The 15,036-nt window shown below is 69.2% G+C and carries 14 protein-coding genes; 9 read left to right on the forward strand and 5 right to left on the reverse strand.

The window, feature by feature from the left end:
• The 7 genes from P0W64_RS02070 to P0W64_RS02100 all read left to right on the forward strand — a co-directional run bounded on the left by P0W64_RS02070 (position 1) and on the right by P0W64_RS02100 (position 5,865).
• Entirely contained in the window at positions 1-921 is a 921-nt protein-coding gene (locus P0W64_RS02070) for a J domain-containing protein (RefSeq protein ID WP_275478388.1), read from the forward strand.
• Positions 918-1,250: a chaperone modulator CbpM gene (locus tag P0W64_RS02075; RefSeq protein ID WP_275478389.1), complete on the forward strand. Its 333-nt coding sequence runs from the start codon at positions 918-920 to the stop codon at positions 1,248-1,250. The genes P0W64_RS02070 and P0W64_RS02075 overlap by 4 nt, the downstream gene beginning before the upstream one ends.
• Before the next feature lie 2 nt (positions 1,251-1,252).
• The gene (gene clpB, locus P0W64_RS02080) at positions 1,253-3,958 is read left to right on the forward strand and encodes an ATP-dependent chaperone ClpB (RefSeq protein WP_343232831.1); all 2,706 of its coding nucleotides are present in this window, start codon (positions 1,253-1,255) and stop codon (positions 3,956-3,958) included.
• Positions 3,955-4,497, forward strand: a complete 543-nt coding sequence (locus P0W64_RS02085) for a YceI family protein (protein ID WP_275478390.1) — start codon at positions 3,955-3,957, stop codon at positions 4,495-4,497. Before clpB ends, P0W64_RS02085 begins: the two co-directional genes overlap by 4 nt.
• A gap of 162 nt (positions 4,498-4,659) precedes the next feature.
• Positions 4,660-5,013: a hypothetical protein gene (locus tag P0W64_RS02090; protein ID WP_275478391.1), complete on the forward strand. Its 354-nt coding sequence runs from the start codon at positions 4,660-4,662 to the stop codon at positions 5,011-5,013.
• Positions 5,014-5,056: 43 nt separating this feature from the next.
• Positions 5,057-5,209, forward strand: coding sequence for a hypothetical protein (locus P0W64_RS02095; protein WP_275478392.1), 153 nt, complete (start codon positions 5,057-5,059; stop codon positions 5,207-5,209).
• Positions 5,209-5,865, forward strand: coding sequence for a DUF1345 domain-containing protein (locus tag P0W64_RS02100; protein WP_275478393.1), 657 nt, complete (start codon positions 5,209-5,211; stop codon positions 5,863-5,865). The genes P0W64_RS02095 and P0W64_RS02100 overlap by 1 nt, the downstream gene beginning before the upstream one ends.
• A 16-nt stretch (positions 5,866-5,881) precedes the next feature.
• Here the strand turns inward: P0W64_RS02100 and P0W64_RS02105 are convergent, their stop codons facing one another.
• On the reverse strand, positions 5,882-6,085 hold the full coding sequence (locus P0W64_RS02105) for a hypothetical protein (RefSeq protein ID WP_275478394.1): 204 nt from the start codon (positions 6,083-6,085) through the stop codon (positions 5,882-5,884).
• Between the two features lie 240 nt (positions 6,086-6,325).
• Here P0W64_RS02105 and P0W64_RS02110 point away from each other — a divergent pair, with 240 nt between their 5' ends.
• Both P0W64_RS02110 and P0W64_RS02115 read left to right on the forward strand, forming a co-directional pair.
• Positions 6,326-7,876: an AMP-binding protein gene (locus P0W64_RS02110; RefSeq protein WP_275478395.1), complete on the forward strand. Its 1,551-nt coding sequence runs from the start codon at positions 6,326-6,328 to the stop codon at positions 7,874-7,876.
• Between the two features lie 155 nt (positions 7,877-8,031).
• Positions 8,032-9,213, forward strand: coding sequence for an NADP-dependent malic enzyme (locus P0W64_RS02115; protein ID WP_275478396.1), 1,182 nt, complete (start codon positions 8,032-8,034; stop codon positions 9,211-9,213).
• Positions 9,214-9,275: 62 nt separating this feature from the next.
• Here the strand turns inward: P0W64_RS02115 and P0W64_RS02120 are convergent, their stop codons facing one another.
• From P0W64_RS02120 to P0W64_RS02135, 4 genes are read right to left on the reverse strand one after another with little or no spacing between them, the layout of a single operon-like run.
• The gene (locus P0W64_RS02120; RefSeq protein WP_275478397.1) at positions 9,276-11,966 is read right to left on the reverse strand and encodes a fumarate reductase/succinate dehydrogenase flavoprotein subunit; all 2,691 of its coding nucleotides are present in this window, start codon (positions 11,964-11,966) and stop codon (positions 9,276-9,278) included.
• Entirely contained in the window at positions 11,963-12,745 is a 783-nt protein-coding gene (locus P0W64_RS02125; RefSeq protein WP_275478398.1) for an ABC transporter ATP-binding protein, read from the reverse strand. The genes P0W64_RS02120 and P0W64_RS02125 overlap by 4 nt, the downstream gene beginning before the upstream one ends.
• Complete coding sequence (locus P0W64_RS02130) at positions 12,742-13,605, reverse strand: ABC transporter permease (protein ID WP_275478399.1); 864 nt, start codon at positions 13,603-13,605, stop codon at positions 12,742-12,744. Before P0W64_RS02130 ends, P0W64_RS02125 begins: the two co-directional genes overlap by 4 nt.
• Entirely contained in the window at positions 13,602-14,999 is a 1,398-nt protein-coding gene (locus tag P0W64_RS02135; RefSeq protein WP_275478400.1) for an ABC transporter substrate-binding protein, read from the reverse strand. Before P0W64_RS02135 ends, P0W64_RS02130 begins: the two co-directional genes overlap by 4 nt.
• Between the last annotated feature and the right edge of the window lie 37 nt (positions 15,000-15,036).

Here is a 15,036-nt window from a genome sequence, read left to right on the forward strand (position 1 = left end):
ATGCCCGTCGGGTACCAGGACTACTACGAGGCGCTCGGCGTCCCCCGGGACGCCAGTGAGGACGACATTCGGCGCGCCTACCGCAAGCTCGCCCGCACGAGCCACCCGGATGTCAACAAGGAGCCGGGCGCAGAGGACCGGTTCAAGCAGATCTCCGAGGCATACGAGGTGCTGCGCGATCCGGAGAAGCGTGCCGAATACGACAGATTCGGCGCGAATTGGCGTGCCGGCCAGGATGTCTCGGGTGAGGGTGGGTTCGGTGGCGCGGGCTTCACCGGCGACGTGCACTTCGGTGACGGTGGCGATTTCAGCGACTTCTTCGAGTCGCTGTTCGGCGGCGGTCGCGGCGGACGCACGCGGGGCGGCGGCCCCGGATTCGCCGGGTATCCCACGCGCGGGGCCGATCACGAGGCCGAGCTCGACCTGACGCTCGAGGAGGCGGCCGCCGGCGGGCACCGGCATCTGAGTTTCGCCGACGGACGCGACTACGACGTGGATGTCCCGAAGGGCGTCCGCGACGGCCAGCGGATCCGGCTCGCGGGTGAGGGCGGACCGGGGCATGACGGCGGTCCTGCGGGCGACCTGTTCCTCCGGGCCAGGATCGCGCCGCATCCGAGGCTGCGACGCGATGGCGATGATCTGCACGTCGACGTGCCGGTATCGCCGTCGGAGGCGGCACTGGGCGCCGATATCCCGGTACCGACCCTGACCGGCACCGTCAAGGTGCGTGTGCCGGCCGGTTCGTCCAGCGGACGGACGCTCCGCGTGCGCGGTCAGGGGATGCCGGCGACACGGGGAGCGACGGGATCGCTCTTCGTGCATCTGAAGATAGTGGTGCCCAAGCATCTCGACGACGAACAGCGCGAACTGTACGAGAAGCTGGCCGCCACCCGATTCGATCCCCGTGAGGAACTGATATGACGGGACCTCGAAGCTATGCACTCGTCGCCGTCCAGCGCGTCGATGCCGACGGGGCGCCCCTGGTGCCGCTGGAGGTGGTCGCGGTGGAGGCGGGCCTGCACCCGGATCTGGTGCACCGGCTGGTGGCCCTCGGGGCCCTCGAACCGGCGACCGCCACGGGCCGCCCGATGTTCCGGCGCGACGCTGCAGCGCATCTCGCGCGGCTCCAGCGCCTGCGCCACGACCTCGGACTGAACTACACCGGTGCCCTGCTCGCAATGGATCTGCTCGCGCGTATCGAGGCGCTGGAGGGCGCGCTGGGTCACATCGAACGGTGGGAACGGAGATAGCCATGGCACCGGCCGATCTGACCGAGAAGTCCCAGGAGGCGCTGCGCGATGCGCAGGCACTGGCTCTGGAGAATCACAACACCGAGGTCGGCGCCGACCACCTGCTGTTAGCACTCGTCGAGCAGCCCGACGGTCTGGTCGGCAGGCTGCTCGATCGAGTGGGCGTCGACACCCACGCCCTGCGCGATCGACTGACGGACGCCGTCGCGCGCCAGCCGAAGGTGACCGGAACCGCTGCAGGGCAGAGCGTGCACACATCGCGCGCGCTGAGCGAGGTGCTCGTCGCGGCGGGACGCGAGGCGGAGCGCTTCAAGGACGAGTACATCTCCGTCGAGCACCTGCTGCTCGCGCTCTGCGAGAGCGGTAGCAGGAATCCGGCGGGGCGCGCCCTGGCCGAGTGTGGCGCGACCCGTGCCGCGATCCTCGGGGCGCTCGTACAGGTGAGAGGAAGCCAGCGCGTGACGACCGATGATCCGGAATCCTCGTACGAGGCTCTGGACAAGTACGGCCGCGACCTCGTGGCCGCCGCTCGCAGCGGCGACCTCGACCCCGTGATCGGACGCGACGCCGAGATCCGGCGGGTCATCCAGATCCTGTCCCGCAAGACGAAGAACAACCCGGTCCTGATCGGCGAGCCCGGGGTCGGCAAGACGGCCGTCGTCGAGGGCCTGGCGCAGCGGATCGTACGCGGCGATGTACCCGAGGGCCTCCGGGACAAGACGGTCTTCGCCCTGGACATGGGTGCGCTCGTCGCCGGCGCCAAGTATCGGGGCGAGTTCGAGGAGCGACTCAAGGCCGTCCTCCAGGAGGTGAAGTCGGCCGACGGCCGGATCCTGCTGTTCATCGACGAGCTGCACACCGTCGTGGGCGCAGGCGCCGGCGACGGCGCGATGGACGCCGGGAACATGCTCAAGCCGATGCTCGCCCGCGGCGAACTGCACTGCATCGGCGCGACGACGCTGGACGAATACCGACGCTACATCGAGAAGGACGCCGCACTCGAGCGCCGCTTCCAGACGGTGACCGTCGACGAGCCCACAGTCGAGGACACCGTCTCGATCCTGCGCGGCCTCAAGGAACGGTTCGAGGTCCACCACGGCGTGCGGATCCAGGACGCCGCGCTCGTCGCCGCCGCCGTGCTCTCGCACAGGTACATCACGGATCGGTTCCTGCCCGACAAGGCCATCGACCTCGTCGACGAGGCGTGCGCGGTGATCCGCACCGAGATCGATTCCATGCCGGCCGAATTGGATCAGATCACCCGCCGGGTGATGCAGCTGGAGATCGAGGAGGCGGCGCTCCGCAACGAGACCGACGCCGCATCGAAGGAACGGCTCGAGCATCTGCGCAAGGATCTGGCGAACCAGCGGTCCGAGGCCGATGCGATGACGGCGCAGTGGGAGGCGGAGCGCAGCGCGATCCGCAAGCTGCAGTCGCTGCGCTCGGAGATCGAGCGCGTTCGGCACCAGATCGAGGAGGCCGAGCAGGCCTACGACCTCAACCGGGCGGCCGAGCTCCGGCACGGGCGGCTTCCCGAGCTGGAACGCCGGCTGCAGGGAGAGGAGGAGCGCCTCACGGAGAAGCAGGGGCGCGACCGCCTGCTGCGCGAGGAGGTCACGGCCGACGAGATCGCCGAGATCGTGGCGCGGTGGACCGGCATCCCGGTCGCCAGGCTCGTCGAGGGCGAGCGGCAGAAGGTGCTTCGGCTCGACAGCGTCCTGCACGAGCGGGTCGTCGGCCAGGACGAGGCGGTACGACTCGTCACCGACGCCGTGATCCGGGCACGGTCCGGGGTCAAGGATCCGCGCCGGCCCATCGGGTCGTTCCTGTTTCTCGGGCCCACCGGTGTCGGCAAGACCGAACTCGCTCGGGCCGTGGCGGCCACCCTCTTCGACTCGGAGGAGAACATCGTCCGGCTCGACATGAGCGAGTATCAGGAACGGCACACGGTGAGCCGGCTAGTGGGGGCGCCTCCCGGTTACGTGGGCTTCGAGGACGGCGGGCAGCTCACCGAGCAGGTCCGTCGGAAGCCCTATTCGGTCGTGCTCTTCGATGAGATCGAGAAAGCCCACCCGGACGTGTTCAACACCCTGCTGCAGATCCTGGACGACGGCAGGCTCACCGATTCGCAGGGGCGCACCGTCGATTTCCGCAACACCATGATCATCATGACCGCCAACATCGGGTCGGTGCATCTGCTGGACGGGATCGGGGACGACGGGGCCGTCACCGACGAGGCGCGCGAGCGGGTCATGGGCGAGCTACGGGCGCACTTCCGGCCGGAGTTCCTCAATCGGATCGATGACATCGTCCTGTTCAAGCCGCTGTCGCTCGGGGAGATCGAGACGATCGTCGACCTCCAGGTCGAGGACCTCCGGCGCCGCTTGGCCGAACGCCGCCTCACGCTCGAGCTCACCGATTCGGCGCGCGAGCTCATCGCCCGCGAAGGCTACGACCCGGTGTACGGGGCGCGCCCCCTGCGGCGCTTCATCTCGCACGAGGTCGAGACGAGCATCGGCCGCGCCCTGCTGAGCGGCGACATCTTGGGTGGCGCGGTCATCATCTTGGGCGCGGACGACGATCGGCTCGTGACCCGGTGGGAGAACCCCGAACCCGCTGCCACGGCGGTCCACGCCCCCGCGGACCGACTCGCGCCGACCCGCCCCGACGAGACCGTCGGGTCCGCTATCGAAGGAGACACAGCATGAGCGACCTGCCCCTCGAGCCCTCGTCGTGGCTCATCGACCCCGACCACTCGTCGATCGACTTCTCCGTGCGGCACCTGATGGTGAGCAGAGTCCGGGGGACGTTCCAGTCCTTCTCCGGCACCATCACCGTGGAGGACGGAACGGCCGGGGTCGTCGTCGAGATCGACACCTCGTCGCTGACCACCCGCAACGCCCGACGCGACGAGCATCTACGAAGCGGCGACTTCCTGGACACGCACGACCACCCCAAGGCGACGTTCGAGTCGACGGGCATGACGGCGTCCGGCGACGGCTACGTCCTCACGGGCGACCTCACGCTGCGCGGCGTCACCAAGCAGGTGGATCTGCACGTCTCCTATCTCGGGCGCAACGGCGGAGTAGGCAAGGGCGAGGTCGTCGGTTTCGAGGCGACCACGACGATCACGCGTCAGGATTTCGGCATCACCATCGACGTGCCGACCGAGACGGGGGACAAGGTGGTGGGCGACGCCGTGTCGCTGTCCTTCGACGTCGAGGCCGTGCGCCTACAGACGCCGTGACGGTCCGATCCGTCTGAGACGCAGATCGATACGAGGTGACCTGAAGATGGACGACGCGTACGCCGCCGCTGAGCAGAGTGCGGCCTCCCGTGACGGTGCCGCTGTGCGGTCGTCGTGCGCCGGGCCGCGTCCGTATCCAAGACGATCGACCTAGGAGAACGCATGAGTAGCAGCCATATCACCGAGATCGAAGGAGTGACCGAGATCCTCGACACCCTTGCCCTGTGGACGTTCGAGCAGACGACGAAGGCGTCGGGAGTCGAGACGGCGAAGCCGGAGGTCCGGCAGTCGGCCGTGGAACTCGCCAGCGCTCTGTACGACGCGGCCGCCGTGGTCGAGCTGAAGAAGAGTATCGAGCAGGCCGTCGCTCCGCTGGAGCTCGGCGGCCCCGCCAGCGAGCACGTGAGTCTGTTGGCGGGCGATGCCGCGCTCGCGGCGATCCTGCTGGCGCAGGATGCAGGGCACGATATGGCCGGCGGTCTCGAGGCCCCGTGGAAGTCCGTCGTCGCGGCCTGACCGACGTGTGGTCGAGACGTAGAGGAAGAAGGGAACCGAGCCCGTGGTGATTCTGTTCGAGGTGCTACTCGTCGTCGTCTCGCTCGCGATCGCGGCGTTCGCCGTGCTCGTGTTGTACAACCTGCTGTACGACGGGAACGAGGGGCCCGACCGTGATGTGCCGTCGCGCGCTCGTCGGCCGCGGTCGCGCGATTGATGCCACGCCGCCCCGGTCCGCCCGTTCCCGCCTCGGCCACCCCGAGGCTCGCCGTCTGTCTCCTCGTCGGGGCGGTCGTGTCCGGCGCCGCGGGCGGCCTGGCGGGCACCCCGATCGCGCTGTGCGTTCTGCTCTGGGTGGCAGTCACCGCAACGCTGTTCGTGATCGCCGGTTGGCTGGTGCTGTGGCCGATGGACGCCGCCGGCACGCGTGCCGATGTTCGGCGTGAGGAGTTCCGGCCCGTCCTCGACGAGATCGTCGTCGTGTGTGCCGCGCTCGCAGGACTCGGTTCCATCGGCGCCCTGCTGGCGCTGGGGGGAACGAGGGCCGGTCCTCTCCCGGCGGGTCTTGCCCTGCTCGGCGTCTTCGCGTCGTGGGCCTCGCTGCATCTGATGTACGCGGCCCGTTACGCGGCGACCTACTATGCGACCGAGCGTGGTGCGGGCATCGACTTCAACGATGACGAGCCGCCGCGGTACCGCGACTTCTTCTACTTCAGCTACAACCTGGGCATGACCTATCAGGTATCCGACACCAGCGTGACCGATGCGCGGTTCCGTTCGATCGTGTTGCGGCAATGCCTGCTGTCGTACGTCTTCGGAGCGGTGATCCTGGCGACCACCGTGAACCTCGTGAGTTCCGTCTTCACCGGGTGACGGGCCGTCTCGGATATCATTCGGCGCCCGACAGCGGGCGCAGCCGCAGGGTCACCGACGAGTGCACCGCCGACTCGGCAAGCGTCCACTCGACACGGCTCACGAGATACCAGCCGCGACCGATGGTCACGGTCTCGCCGATCCGCGGGACCACAGGCAGGTCGTAGGTGACGGGCTCCCTGTCTACGTCGGGAAAGACGACGTGTACGAGCATCTCCAACGGTCCAATCCTTAGAGGGCACGCGCCCGCGCGCGATCGAAACCTATCGCTCTGCGGGGCGATAGGTGTGCTGATATCAACTTCTTGCGTTGTAGGCCACCGGAATTAGCGGCTGCGACAAGCCGGGATGGAGGCACCGACAAGTCTCACGGATCACTATCCGATCCCATCGACGACGACCGGACGGGCGCCTTTCCCGGACGCGCCGCGCGAGCGCGACGGCGCTCGTAGGGTTGACGCATGTTCGTGGATCTCGGTGTGCAGGACTTCCTTGACCGTGCAGAGCTCGTGTACCCGGAGCGTGTGGCGATCGTGGACGAGCCGGAGCAACCCGCGCCGTCGTGGGGTGAGGTGACGTACCGCGAGATGGCGAGGCTCGCCCGGGGACAGGCGGCGGCGCTCGACGATCTAGGCGTGCCGGTCGGCGGCCGCGTAGCGATCGTGTCGCACAACGCGGCCCGGCTGCTGGTGTCGTTCTTCGGGGTATCGGGGTGGGGGCGGGTCCTCGTGCCCGTCAACTTCCGGCTCGCCGCGGCCGAGGTGCGGTACATCGTGGAGAACAGCGGCGCCGAGGTCCTCATCGTCGATCCGGAGGTCGAGCACCTGCTCGACGCGGTCACCGCGAAGCACGTGTTCGTGCTCGGGCGCGACGACGAGAAGATCTTCGGTAACGACACGCGGGCGGAAGCCATGGGCGACCGCGTTGCGACTCCACGCCCGTGGCAGGGCGACGAGAACGCCACGGCCACGATCAATTACACGTCGGGCACCACCGCGCGACCGAAGGGCGTGCAGCTCACGCACCGCAACCTGTGGCTCAACGCCGTCACCTTCGGCCTGCACGTCACGCTGACCGAGAACGACGTGCTCCTGCACACCTTGCCCATGTTCCACGCGAACGGCTGGGGGATGCCATACGCGGCCACCGGGGTCGGTGCGCAGCACATCGTGCTGCGGAAGGTAGACGGCGCCGAGATCCTGCGCCGCATCGAGGCACACGGAGTCACCGTCATGTGCGCCGCCCCAGCAGTGGTGACGGCTGCGCTCGACGCCGCGACCACGTGGCAGGGCGAGATACCCGGCCGCGACAGGGTACGCATCATCGTCGCGGGCGCACCGCCGCCGACCCGCGTGATCCACCGCGTTCGAGCCGAGCTCGGCTGGGAGTTCATCCAGATCTACGGCCTCACCGAGACGGCGCCGCTGCTCACCGTCAACCGCTTCCGCCGCGAGTGGGAGTCCGCCGATCCCACCGAGCAGGCGCGTCGACTGGGCCGGGCGGGCGCGCCGGCGCTCGGCGTACACATCGAGATCGGTGACGATGGAGAGGTGCTGGCGCGTAGCAACCACGTCTTGGACGCCTACTGGGCCAAGCCCGCCGAAACCGCAGCCGCGCTGGCAGGCGATCGCTTCCACACGGGCGACCGGGGCACCATGGAAGACGGGTACCTCACGATCGCCGACCGCAAGAAGGACGTCATCATCTCGGGCGGCGAGAACGTCACCTCCATCGAAGTCGAAGACGTGCTCAATTCACATCCCGCCGTGCGCGAGGTGGCGGTTATCGGGATCCCCGACGAGAAGTGGGGCGAGCTGGTCACCGCGATCGTCGTCGCCGACGGCGTGACCGCCGACCGATTGATAGCGCACTGCCGCGAGTCGCTCGCAGGATACAAGTGCCCCAAGAGGATCGAGTTCACCGATGCTCTGCCGCGGACGGCGACGGGGAAGATCCAGAAGTTCGTCCTTCGTCGTCCGTTCTGGGAGGGGCGGGACCGGCAGGTGAACTAGCTGCGGGCAGAACTGGCGGCGGTCGGCGCAGGTGCCGTAGAGTCTTTCGCGCTGCTCGTCCCCCACGGCAGCGCGAGTGTGAAACGGGTTGTGACTCATCGGTAGCCGCGTGTCGGGTCCGCCCACCGACAGGCCGAGCAGACCAGGAGACCACAATGACGTCGACCCCCGAGAAGTCGGTCTCGGCCCGGGAGATCACCAGCGAGGACATCTTCCGCGCGCACGAGAGCGGCAAGCTGTCCGTCGGGCTGTCCGCCCCGCTGGAGACGCAGCGTGACCTGTCCATCGCGTACACGCCCGGCGTCGCGCAGGTCTGTACCGCCATCGCGGAGGATCCCGCGTTGCGAAAGGACTACACGTGGACCAGCCGCCTGGTCGTGGTGGTCAGCGACGGCTCGGCGGTCCTGGGGCTCGGCGACATCGGCGCGGCGGCCTCGCTGCCCGTCATGGAGGGCAAGTCGGCGCTGTTCAAGCGATTCGCAGGCCTCGACTCGATCCCGCTGGTGATCGATTCCAAGGACCCCGACGTGATCGTCGAGACGCTGGTGCGGATGCGGCACAGCTTCGGCGCCGTCAACCTCGAGGACATCTCGGCCCCGCGCTGTTTCGAGATCGAGCGCCGTGTCAAGGACGCCCTGGACTGCCCGGTCATGCACGACGACCAGCACGGCACGGCGATCGTCGCCCTCGCGGCGCTACGCGGCGCGTGCACCGTCCAGCAGCGTGAGCTGAGGGATCTGCGCGTGGTCATCTCGGGCGCCGGCGCTGCGGGCGTGGCCATCACCGACATCCTGCTGGCGTCGGGTGTCAGCGATGTCGTGGTGCTCGACTCGAAGGGGATCGTCTCGGCGGACCGGAGTGACTTGACCGAAGTCAAGAAGGCACTGGCCGCGCGCACGAATCCGGTCGGACGCACCGGAGGCGTCGTGGAGGCACTGGATGGAGCCGACGTCTTCCTGGGCGTCTCCGCAGGCACCGTGCCCGAGGCGGCGGTCGCTTCGATGGCGCCCGACGGGATCGTTTTCGCGATGTCCAACCCGAACCCCGAGATCCACCCCGAGGTCGCACAGAAGTACGCTGCGATCGTCGCGACGGGTCGCAGCGACTTCCCGAACCAGATCAACAACGTTCTCGCGTTCCCGGGCGTCTTCAAGGGAGCACTCGACGCAGGCGCCCGCGCGATCACCGAGGAGATGAAGCTGGCGGCCGCCGAGGCCATAGTCTCCGTCATCGCCGACGAGCTCGCTGTCGACAGGATCGTCCCCAGCCCGCTGGACCCCCGCGTCGTCCCGGCCGTGGCCGCGGCCGTAGCCGCCGCGGCCCGCGCAGGGGAGTAGCCGCTACCCGACGGACCCCGCCGGTCCGCTGCTGGTCGAGGTATGCCGGTAGTCGGCGCCCATCAGCCCGGTCCCGCAAGCGCGAGGCGCGCATGGGCGCGGACGTCGGCATCGGGATCATCGAGAACGGCGCGCAACGCGGCGTCGACGGCGGGGTTGCCGGGCCAGGCTCGTAGGGTCACGACGGCCGCCTTGCGCACATCGAGGTGTGGATCTGTGAGAGACGAGGCCAGCGCGGCCGATGCGCCGTCCGGCCCCAGGCACCTCGCTCCACGCGCCGCTCCCTGCCGCACCTGCCATGCGGGGTCACCTAGGCCGGTCGTGATGCGGTCGGAGTCCGCCGCAGAGCCGAGCGTCCCCAGCGCCTCCAGCGCGGCGGCGCGCACGAGCGGATCATGGTCCGCCACAATCGAACGCACCGCTCCCACGCCTCCGGACCCGACCGTGGCGAGTCCGCCCGCTGCGGCGATCCGCACCTCGCGGTTGCTGTCGGCGGTCGCCTGCGCCACCGCCTCCCATGCATCCAGCGATACCAGGCCGCGGAGGCCGACGATTCGCACGCGATGATCGGGATCGTCCGCGAGAGCGGAGAACGCTTCGCGAGACCCGGCCTTCCGGGCCCGCAGGAGGTCGCCCACGTGCGCGCGGACCACGGGGTCGGTCGATGCGAGATGGTCGGCGAGCCCCGACGCCGACGGCAGCACCTCCACCAGCTCGGTGAGTCCCTCGGCGGCGCAGCGGCGCACACGCGCGTCGCCGTCGGCGAGCGCTTCCTGCAGGCGCGGCGGGTATCCCTCGGGTGTCTCCTCCACGAGCACAGTCACCGCGGTGCGCCGTACCAGCGGGTCCGGATCGGCCAGGAACGGATCCAGTTCTGTCGCATCGGGTGAATCGAGGGCGAGTAGTTCGCGCAGCGCGGGAGCGGGAGCCGAAGGCCGCCGGCTCCGCTCCGCGGCGGCCGGGACGGCGGTGCGGGGCTGCACATCGATGGCGCCGAGGTGTTCGGGATCGGTTGCGGCGGTGGGGATGTGGTCGAACTCATCGACCGCCACCAGGTAGGGGGCGACCGGCCGGGTCAAGAACTCCATGGATCCGTCTGGTCCCTTGCGCAGGTTCAGGTGTCGGCCCCACCGCGCGTCGTCGCGTCCGGTCATGTCGGCGCGGTCGTGATACAGGCCCCAGCGCGACTCGGTGCGCACCAACGAGCTGCGCGCCGCCATCTCGGCGCAGTCACGGATGAAACCGACTTCGGCGCAACGCATCAGCTCGTGCGGAGTCCGTGCTCCGAGAGACTCGACGTCGGAGCGCATCCGCTCGAACGTCTCGACCGCGATGGTGAGCTTGGCGGCGGTCTTGGGCGGCGCGATGTAGTCGTTGACGAAGCGCCGCAGCTTGTACTCGACCTGGGGTTGGGGCGGGCCGTCGGGATGCCGCGCCGGGCGGTAGACCGATTCGTGCGCCGCGAGCACCTGGTCCTCCGGGAGTGACCGCGGCGCGGAGGATTCCGCGGCGCGGGCAGCCGCCGCCGCCCCCGCGAGCTCACCGAAAACGAAGGCCCCGATCATGTAGTTGTGCGGTACGCAGGCGAGATCGCCCGCAGCGTACAGCCCGGGGACGGTGGTCGCGCCGTTCTCGTCCACCCACACCCCGGACGCGGAATGCCCACTGCACAGCCCGATCTCGGAGATATGCATCTCGATGTCGTGGGTGCGGTAGTCGTGTCCGCGGCCCGCGTGGAAGGTGGCGCGGGTAGGTCGCTCGGTGGTGTGCAGGATCGACTCGAGCGCATCGATCGTCTCGTCGGGGAGATGCGACACCTTGAGGTAGATCGGCCCGCGCGCAGAGTCGACCTCGGCTTTGACCTCGGCCATCATGTCGCCGGACCAGTAGTCGGAGTCGACGAAGCGTTCGCCGGCCGCGTTGACCTGGTACCCGCCGAATGGGTTGGCCACGTACGCGCATGCGGGGCCGTTGTAGTCCTTGATGAGCGGGTTGATCTGGAAACACTCGATCCCGCTCAGCTCCGCGCCGGCGTGGTATGCCATCGCGTAGCCGTCCCCCGCGTTGGTGGGATTCTCGTACGTACCGTACAGGTATCCGGACGCGGGCAGCCCGAGTCGCCCGCACGGGCCGGTCGCCAGTACCACCGCCTTCGCCGAGACCTCCACGAACGCACCGGTACGCGTGTGCAGCGCCGCGGCGCCGACGGCTCGGCGATCGTCGCCCTCACCGTGTGTGAGCACGCGAACAGGCATCAGCCTATTCTCGATCCGGATCAGCTCCCGCATCTTCTTCTGCCGCAGCACGCGATAGAGGGCCTTCTTGACGTCCTTGCCCTCGGGCATCGGCAGCACGTAGGAGCCGGAACGGTGAACCCGGCGGACTGCGTACTCGCCGTGCTCGTCCTTCTCGAACTTCACGCCGTATCGTTCCAGCCGCTGGATCATCGCGAAACCGCGGGTCGCCGTCTGATAGACGGTGCGCTGGTTCACGATCCCGTCGTTGGCGCGGGTGATCTCGGCGACGTAGTCCTCGGGGGTCGCCTTGCCCGGGATGACGGCGTTGTTCACTCCGTCCATGCCCATGGCCAGTGCGCCCGAGTGCCGGACGTGGGCCTTCTCCAGGAGTAGCACCCGCGCGCCGGCCTCGGCGGCGGTGAGCGCGGCCATCGTGCCCGCGGTGCCCCCGCCGATCACGAGGACGTCGCAGTCGATGCGTTCCCGATCGGCGGGATCCGGGATCTCGAATGTCATTGCGTCCATTCCTCTCTCGAGCTGGTGAGCGCGGCCTGCACGGCCGCCAGTGCCGCGGCGCGGCCGGCGGGGTCGTCAGGCACGTCGACGAGAGCGCGCATCGGTTCACCTCGCCGCCCCATCACGGCGACGCGGTGCCCCAGCAGCACGGCCTCGGCGACGTCGTGCGTCACGAACACGACGGTGGCCGGGTGCGCGTCGAGGGTGCGCAGCAGGAGGGCCTGCATGGTGGCCCGAGTCTGGGCGTCGAGGGCCCCGAACGGCTCGTCCATGAACACCGCGCGCGGCGCGCCGGCGAGGCCGCGGGCCAGTTGCACGCGCTGTCGCATGCCGCCAGAGAGTTCGCGGGGGAGGTGTCCCGCGTATCCGTCCAGCCCGACCTCTTCGAGCCAGCGGTCTGCGTCCGGCCGTCGCCGCTCGCGCGGCACACCCCGAAGCCCGAGCGCCAGAACGACGTTGGAGCGAACTGTGCGCCACGGTAGTAGGGCGTCCTCCTGGAAGACCATCGCGCGGTCTCTGGAGGTCGAGCGCACCGGCTCACCGTCGGCCCGGACCTCACCTGACTGGGGCGGAAGGAGCCCTGCCAGCGCACGCAGTACGGTCGACTTCCCGCAGCCCGACGGTCCGGTGAGGACCAACCGCTCGCCGCTGCGGATCTCGAGCGTGAGCGAGCGGACCGCGGGGATGCCGCGGTAGCCGACGGTGACGTCGTCGAGGTCGAGGGCGAGTGGACCGGCCGCGCGATCCGAAGCTGTCTGCGGCGTCCGTGTAGTGATCATCGCTCGCTCCTCGGTAGCCAGCGGGTCGCGCGGCGACCGAGTAGTTCGAGCAGTGCGGATGTGGCGAATCCGAGCACGCCGATCGTGATCATGCCGACGAACACGCCCGGGTAGTCGATGACGGTGTAGGCCTGCCACGTTCGGTAGCCGACGCCTAGGTGGCCTGAGATCATCTCCGCGGATACGAGGCAGATCCAGGAGACGCCGATCCCGACCGACAGCCCGGAGAACACCCCGGGCAGAGACCCGGGCAGCACGACGCGGGTGATCACCGCGATGCGCCCGCCGCCGAGCGTCCGGACGGACTCCTCCCAGACGGTGGGAAGGGCACGCACGCTGTGCCGGACACTGACGACGATCGGGAAGAACGCGGCGATCGCGGTGATAGCGACCATGCCTGCCTCTGCGCTCGGCAGCATCAGGATCATGATCGGCACCAGGGTTATCGCCGGCACGGGGCGGGCGAGCTCGAACAGCGTTCCGATCGAACGCTGCGCCCAGCTGGACCGCCCCAGCGCGACACCCGCGGGTATCCCCAGCGCGGCGGCGAGAGCGAAGCCGATGCCGATCCGGATCAGGGACTGCAGCAGGTCGAGGTAGTACATGCGGGTGCCGAGGGCGTGGCCGAACTCGGCGAAGATCTGTGACACCGACGGCAGTGTGTCGAACCGGATCCAGGGCAGTGCCACATGATTCGTGGTGAGCAGCTGCCAGACGAGGGCGGCCACCGCGACGACGCCGATTCGTACCGCCCAGCCGCCTGCCCGGTGACCGGCGCCGGGTCTTGCGGGCGGCACCCAGGGCAGGCCGGCGTCGCCCGCGGGCGTATCCGTGGGCACGTGCTTGGCCGCTACGGTCATCGGTTCGCCTCCTTCTCCGCATCCGCGAACGAGAGTTGTTGCGCCCCGGCATGATCGCCGATGTAACGGTTCGCATTGTCCTGGGTCGCGAAGGGGAGTAGCCGGCCTCCGTCGCGGAGCCAGACCATGCGGTCCGCGAACCAGCGCGTGCCTGTGAGGGTGTCCGGGATGTACGCCGCGCGCACCTTACGAGGCCCCGAGCCTGCCAACGCCTTCAACAGGCATTCGGGACCGGCGGCGGGCGCAGTCGTGGTGGCGCCGGCGTACCAGATCTCGCCCGCGTGCGCGGCATCCGTGACGTCCTGGCCGCACACCGGGTCGTGACCCCGGATCCGGGCGGTGCCGCCTGGGTCGCGGCCGGCGGAGGCTCGCTGCAGGGGTGCGTCGTCCACGAAGCGGTCCACGTCCAGCGCGCGGTCGAACTGGCCTATCGACTCGAGGTATGGCGTGTCGCGGCGCAGTGCTGCGACGAGCTCCGGCCGCAAGCGTGTGTCGAAATCGGTTCCACCGGGGCCGTTGTAGAGGTAGACGACCTCGGCTGGCAGCCCGGTGTCACGTGCGACGTCCTGCGCAGCCTCGAGCGGATGCCGGATCAGGTAGTCGGTCGCGTCGAGCTGCGCCTGCAGGAACGCCGTGACGATATCGGCGTGCGTGTCCGCGTAGCGCTTCCCCGCGACGACCCCGTGCAGCGTCGGAATGCCGAGTGCGCCGCCGTCGTACAGCAGTCTGGCGCGGTTCTGGAACACCAGGAGCCCGGGCCACGCGACGAACTGGGCGAGAGCGTCCACCTGTCCGGAATCGAGCGCCGACGCGCCGACCTGCGGCTGCTGGTTCACCACGGACACGCCCGACGTCGGATCGATCCCGAGACGTGTGAGGGCGGCGACGAGAGTGCCGTGCCCGGCCGATCCGACGGACGCGGACACGCGCTTGCCGCGTAGATCCGAGAGCGTCCGCGCGTTCGATCTCGGCGCGACGACGACGTCGTTGAGCGCGCCCGTGGCACTCGAGCCTGTGATCGACAGGATCCGGGTCTCGGTGGACGGGCTCTGCTGCGCGCGCGAGCCGTTGATGAGTAGCGGGTAGTCGCCCATCGACCCGATGTCGATCTTGCCGGCGAGCATGCCGGTGGTGATCGGAGCGCCGGTGTCGAAGTCCTGCCAGTCGACGCGGTGGTGCCCGCCCAGGGCCGCTAGGCGCTTCTCGAAGAATCCCTTGTCGCGCAGTAGGGTTCCGGCGGTCACGGTGTCGATGGTCTTCGACTGGTAGCCGACGACGACCGTGTCGGCGGCCGGTCCGTCGGCATCGGGTGCGAGGGAGCATCCGGCTGCGGTGACGGTGACTGCCGCCGCCAGGACGAGAGCGGCGAGGGTGGATCGGGACGTTCCGGGCATGGCTGAGCCTCGAGGGTCTGGGTGGGCGGGCTGGACA

Source organism: Tsukamurella sp. 8F (assembly GCF_029167375.1).
GTDB lineage: Bacteria > Actinomycetota > Actinomycetes > Mycobacteriales > Mycobacteriaceae > Tsukamurella.

Bases quoted from the DNA above. Each gene is read 5' to 3' on its own strand.
- P0W64_RS02070 (WP_275478388.1), top strand. From the start codon at position 1: ATGCCCGTCGGGTACCAGGACTACTACGAGGCGCTCGGCGTCCCCCGG.
- P0W64_RS02075 (WP_275478389.1), top strand. From the start codon at position 918: ATGACGGGACCTCGAAGCTATGCACTCGTCGCCGTCCAGCGCGTCGAT.
- clpB (WP_343232831.1), top strand. From the start codon at position 1,253: ATGGCACCGGCCGATCTGACCGAGAAGTCCCAGGAGGCGCTGCGCGAT.
- P0W64_RS02085 (WP_275478390.1), top strand. From the start codon at position 3,955: ATGAGCGACCTGCCCCTCGAGCCCTCGTCGTGGCTCATCGACCCCGAC.
- P0W64_RS02090 (WP_275478391.1), top strand. From the start codon at position 4,660: ATGAGTAGCAGCCATATCACCGAGATCGAAGGAGTGACCGAGATCCTC.
- P0W64_RS02100 (WP_275478393.1), top strand. From the start codon at position 5,209: ATGCCACGCCGCCCCGGTCCGCCCGTTCCCGCCTCGGCCACCCCGAGG.
- P0W64_RS02110 (WP_275478395.1), top strand. From the start codon at position 6,326: ATGTTCGTGGATCTCGGTGTGCAGGACTTCCTTGACCGTGCAGAGCTC.
- P0W64_RS02115 (WP_275478396.1), top strand. From the start codon at position 8,032: ATGACGTCGACCCCCGAGAAGTCGGTCTCGGCCCGGGAGATCACCAGC.
- P0W64_RS02120 (WP_275478397.1), bottom strand. From the start codon at position 11,966: ATGACATTCGAGATCCCGGATCCCGCCGATCGGGAACGCATCGACTGC.
- P0W64_RS02125 (WP_275478398.1), bottom strand. From the start codon at position 12,745: ATGATCACTACACGGACGCCGCAGACAGCTTCGGATCGCGCGGCCGGT.
- P0W64_RS02130 (WP_275478399.1), bottom strand. From the start codon at position 13,605: ATGACCGTAGCGGCCAAGCACGTGCCCACGGATACGCCCGCGGGCGAC.
- P0W64_RS02135 (WP_275478400.1), bottom strand. From the start codon at position 14,999: ATGCCCGGAACGTCCCGATCCACCCTCGCCGCTCTCGTCCTGGCGGCG.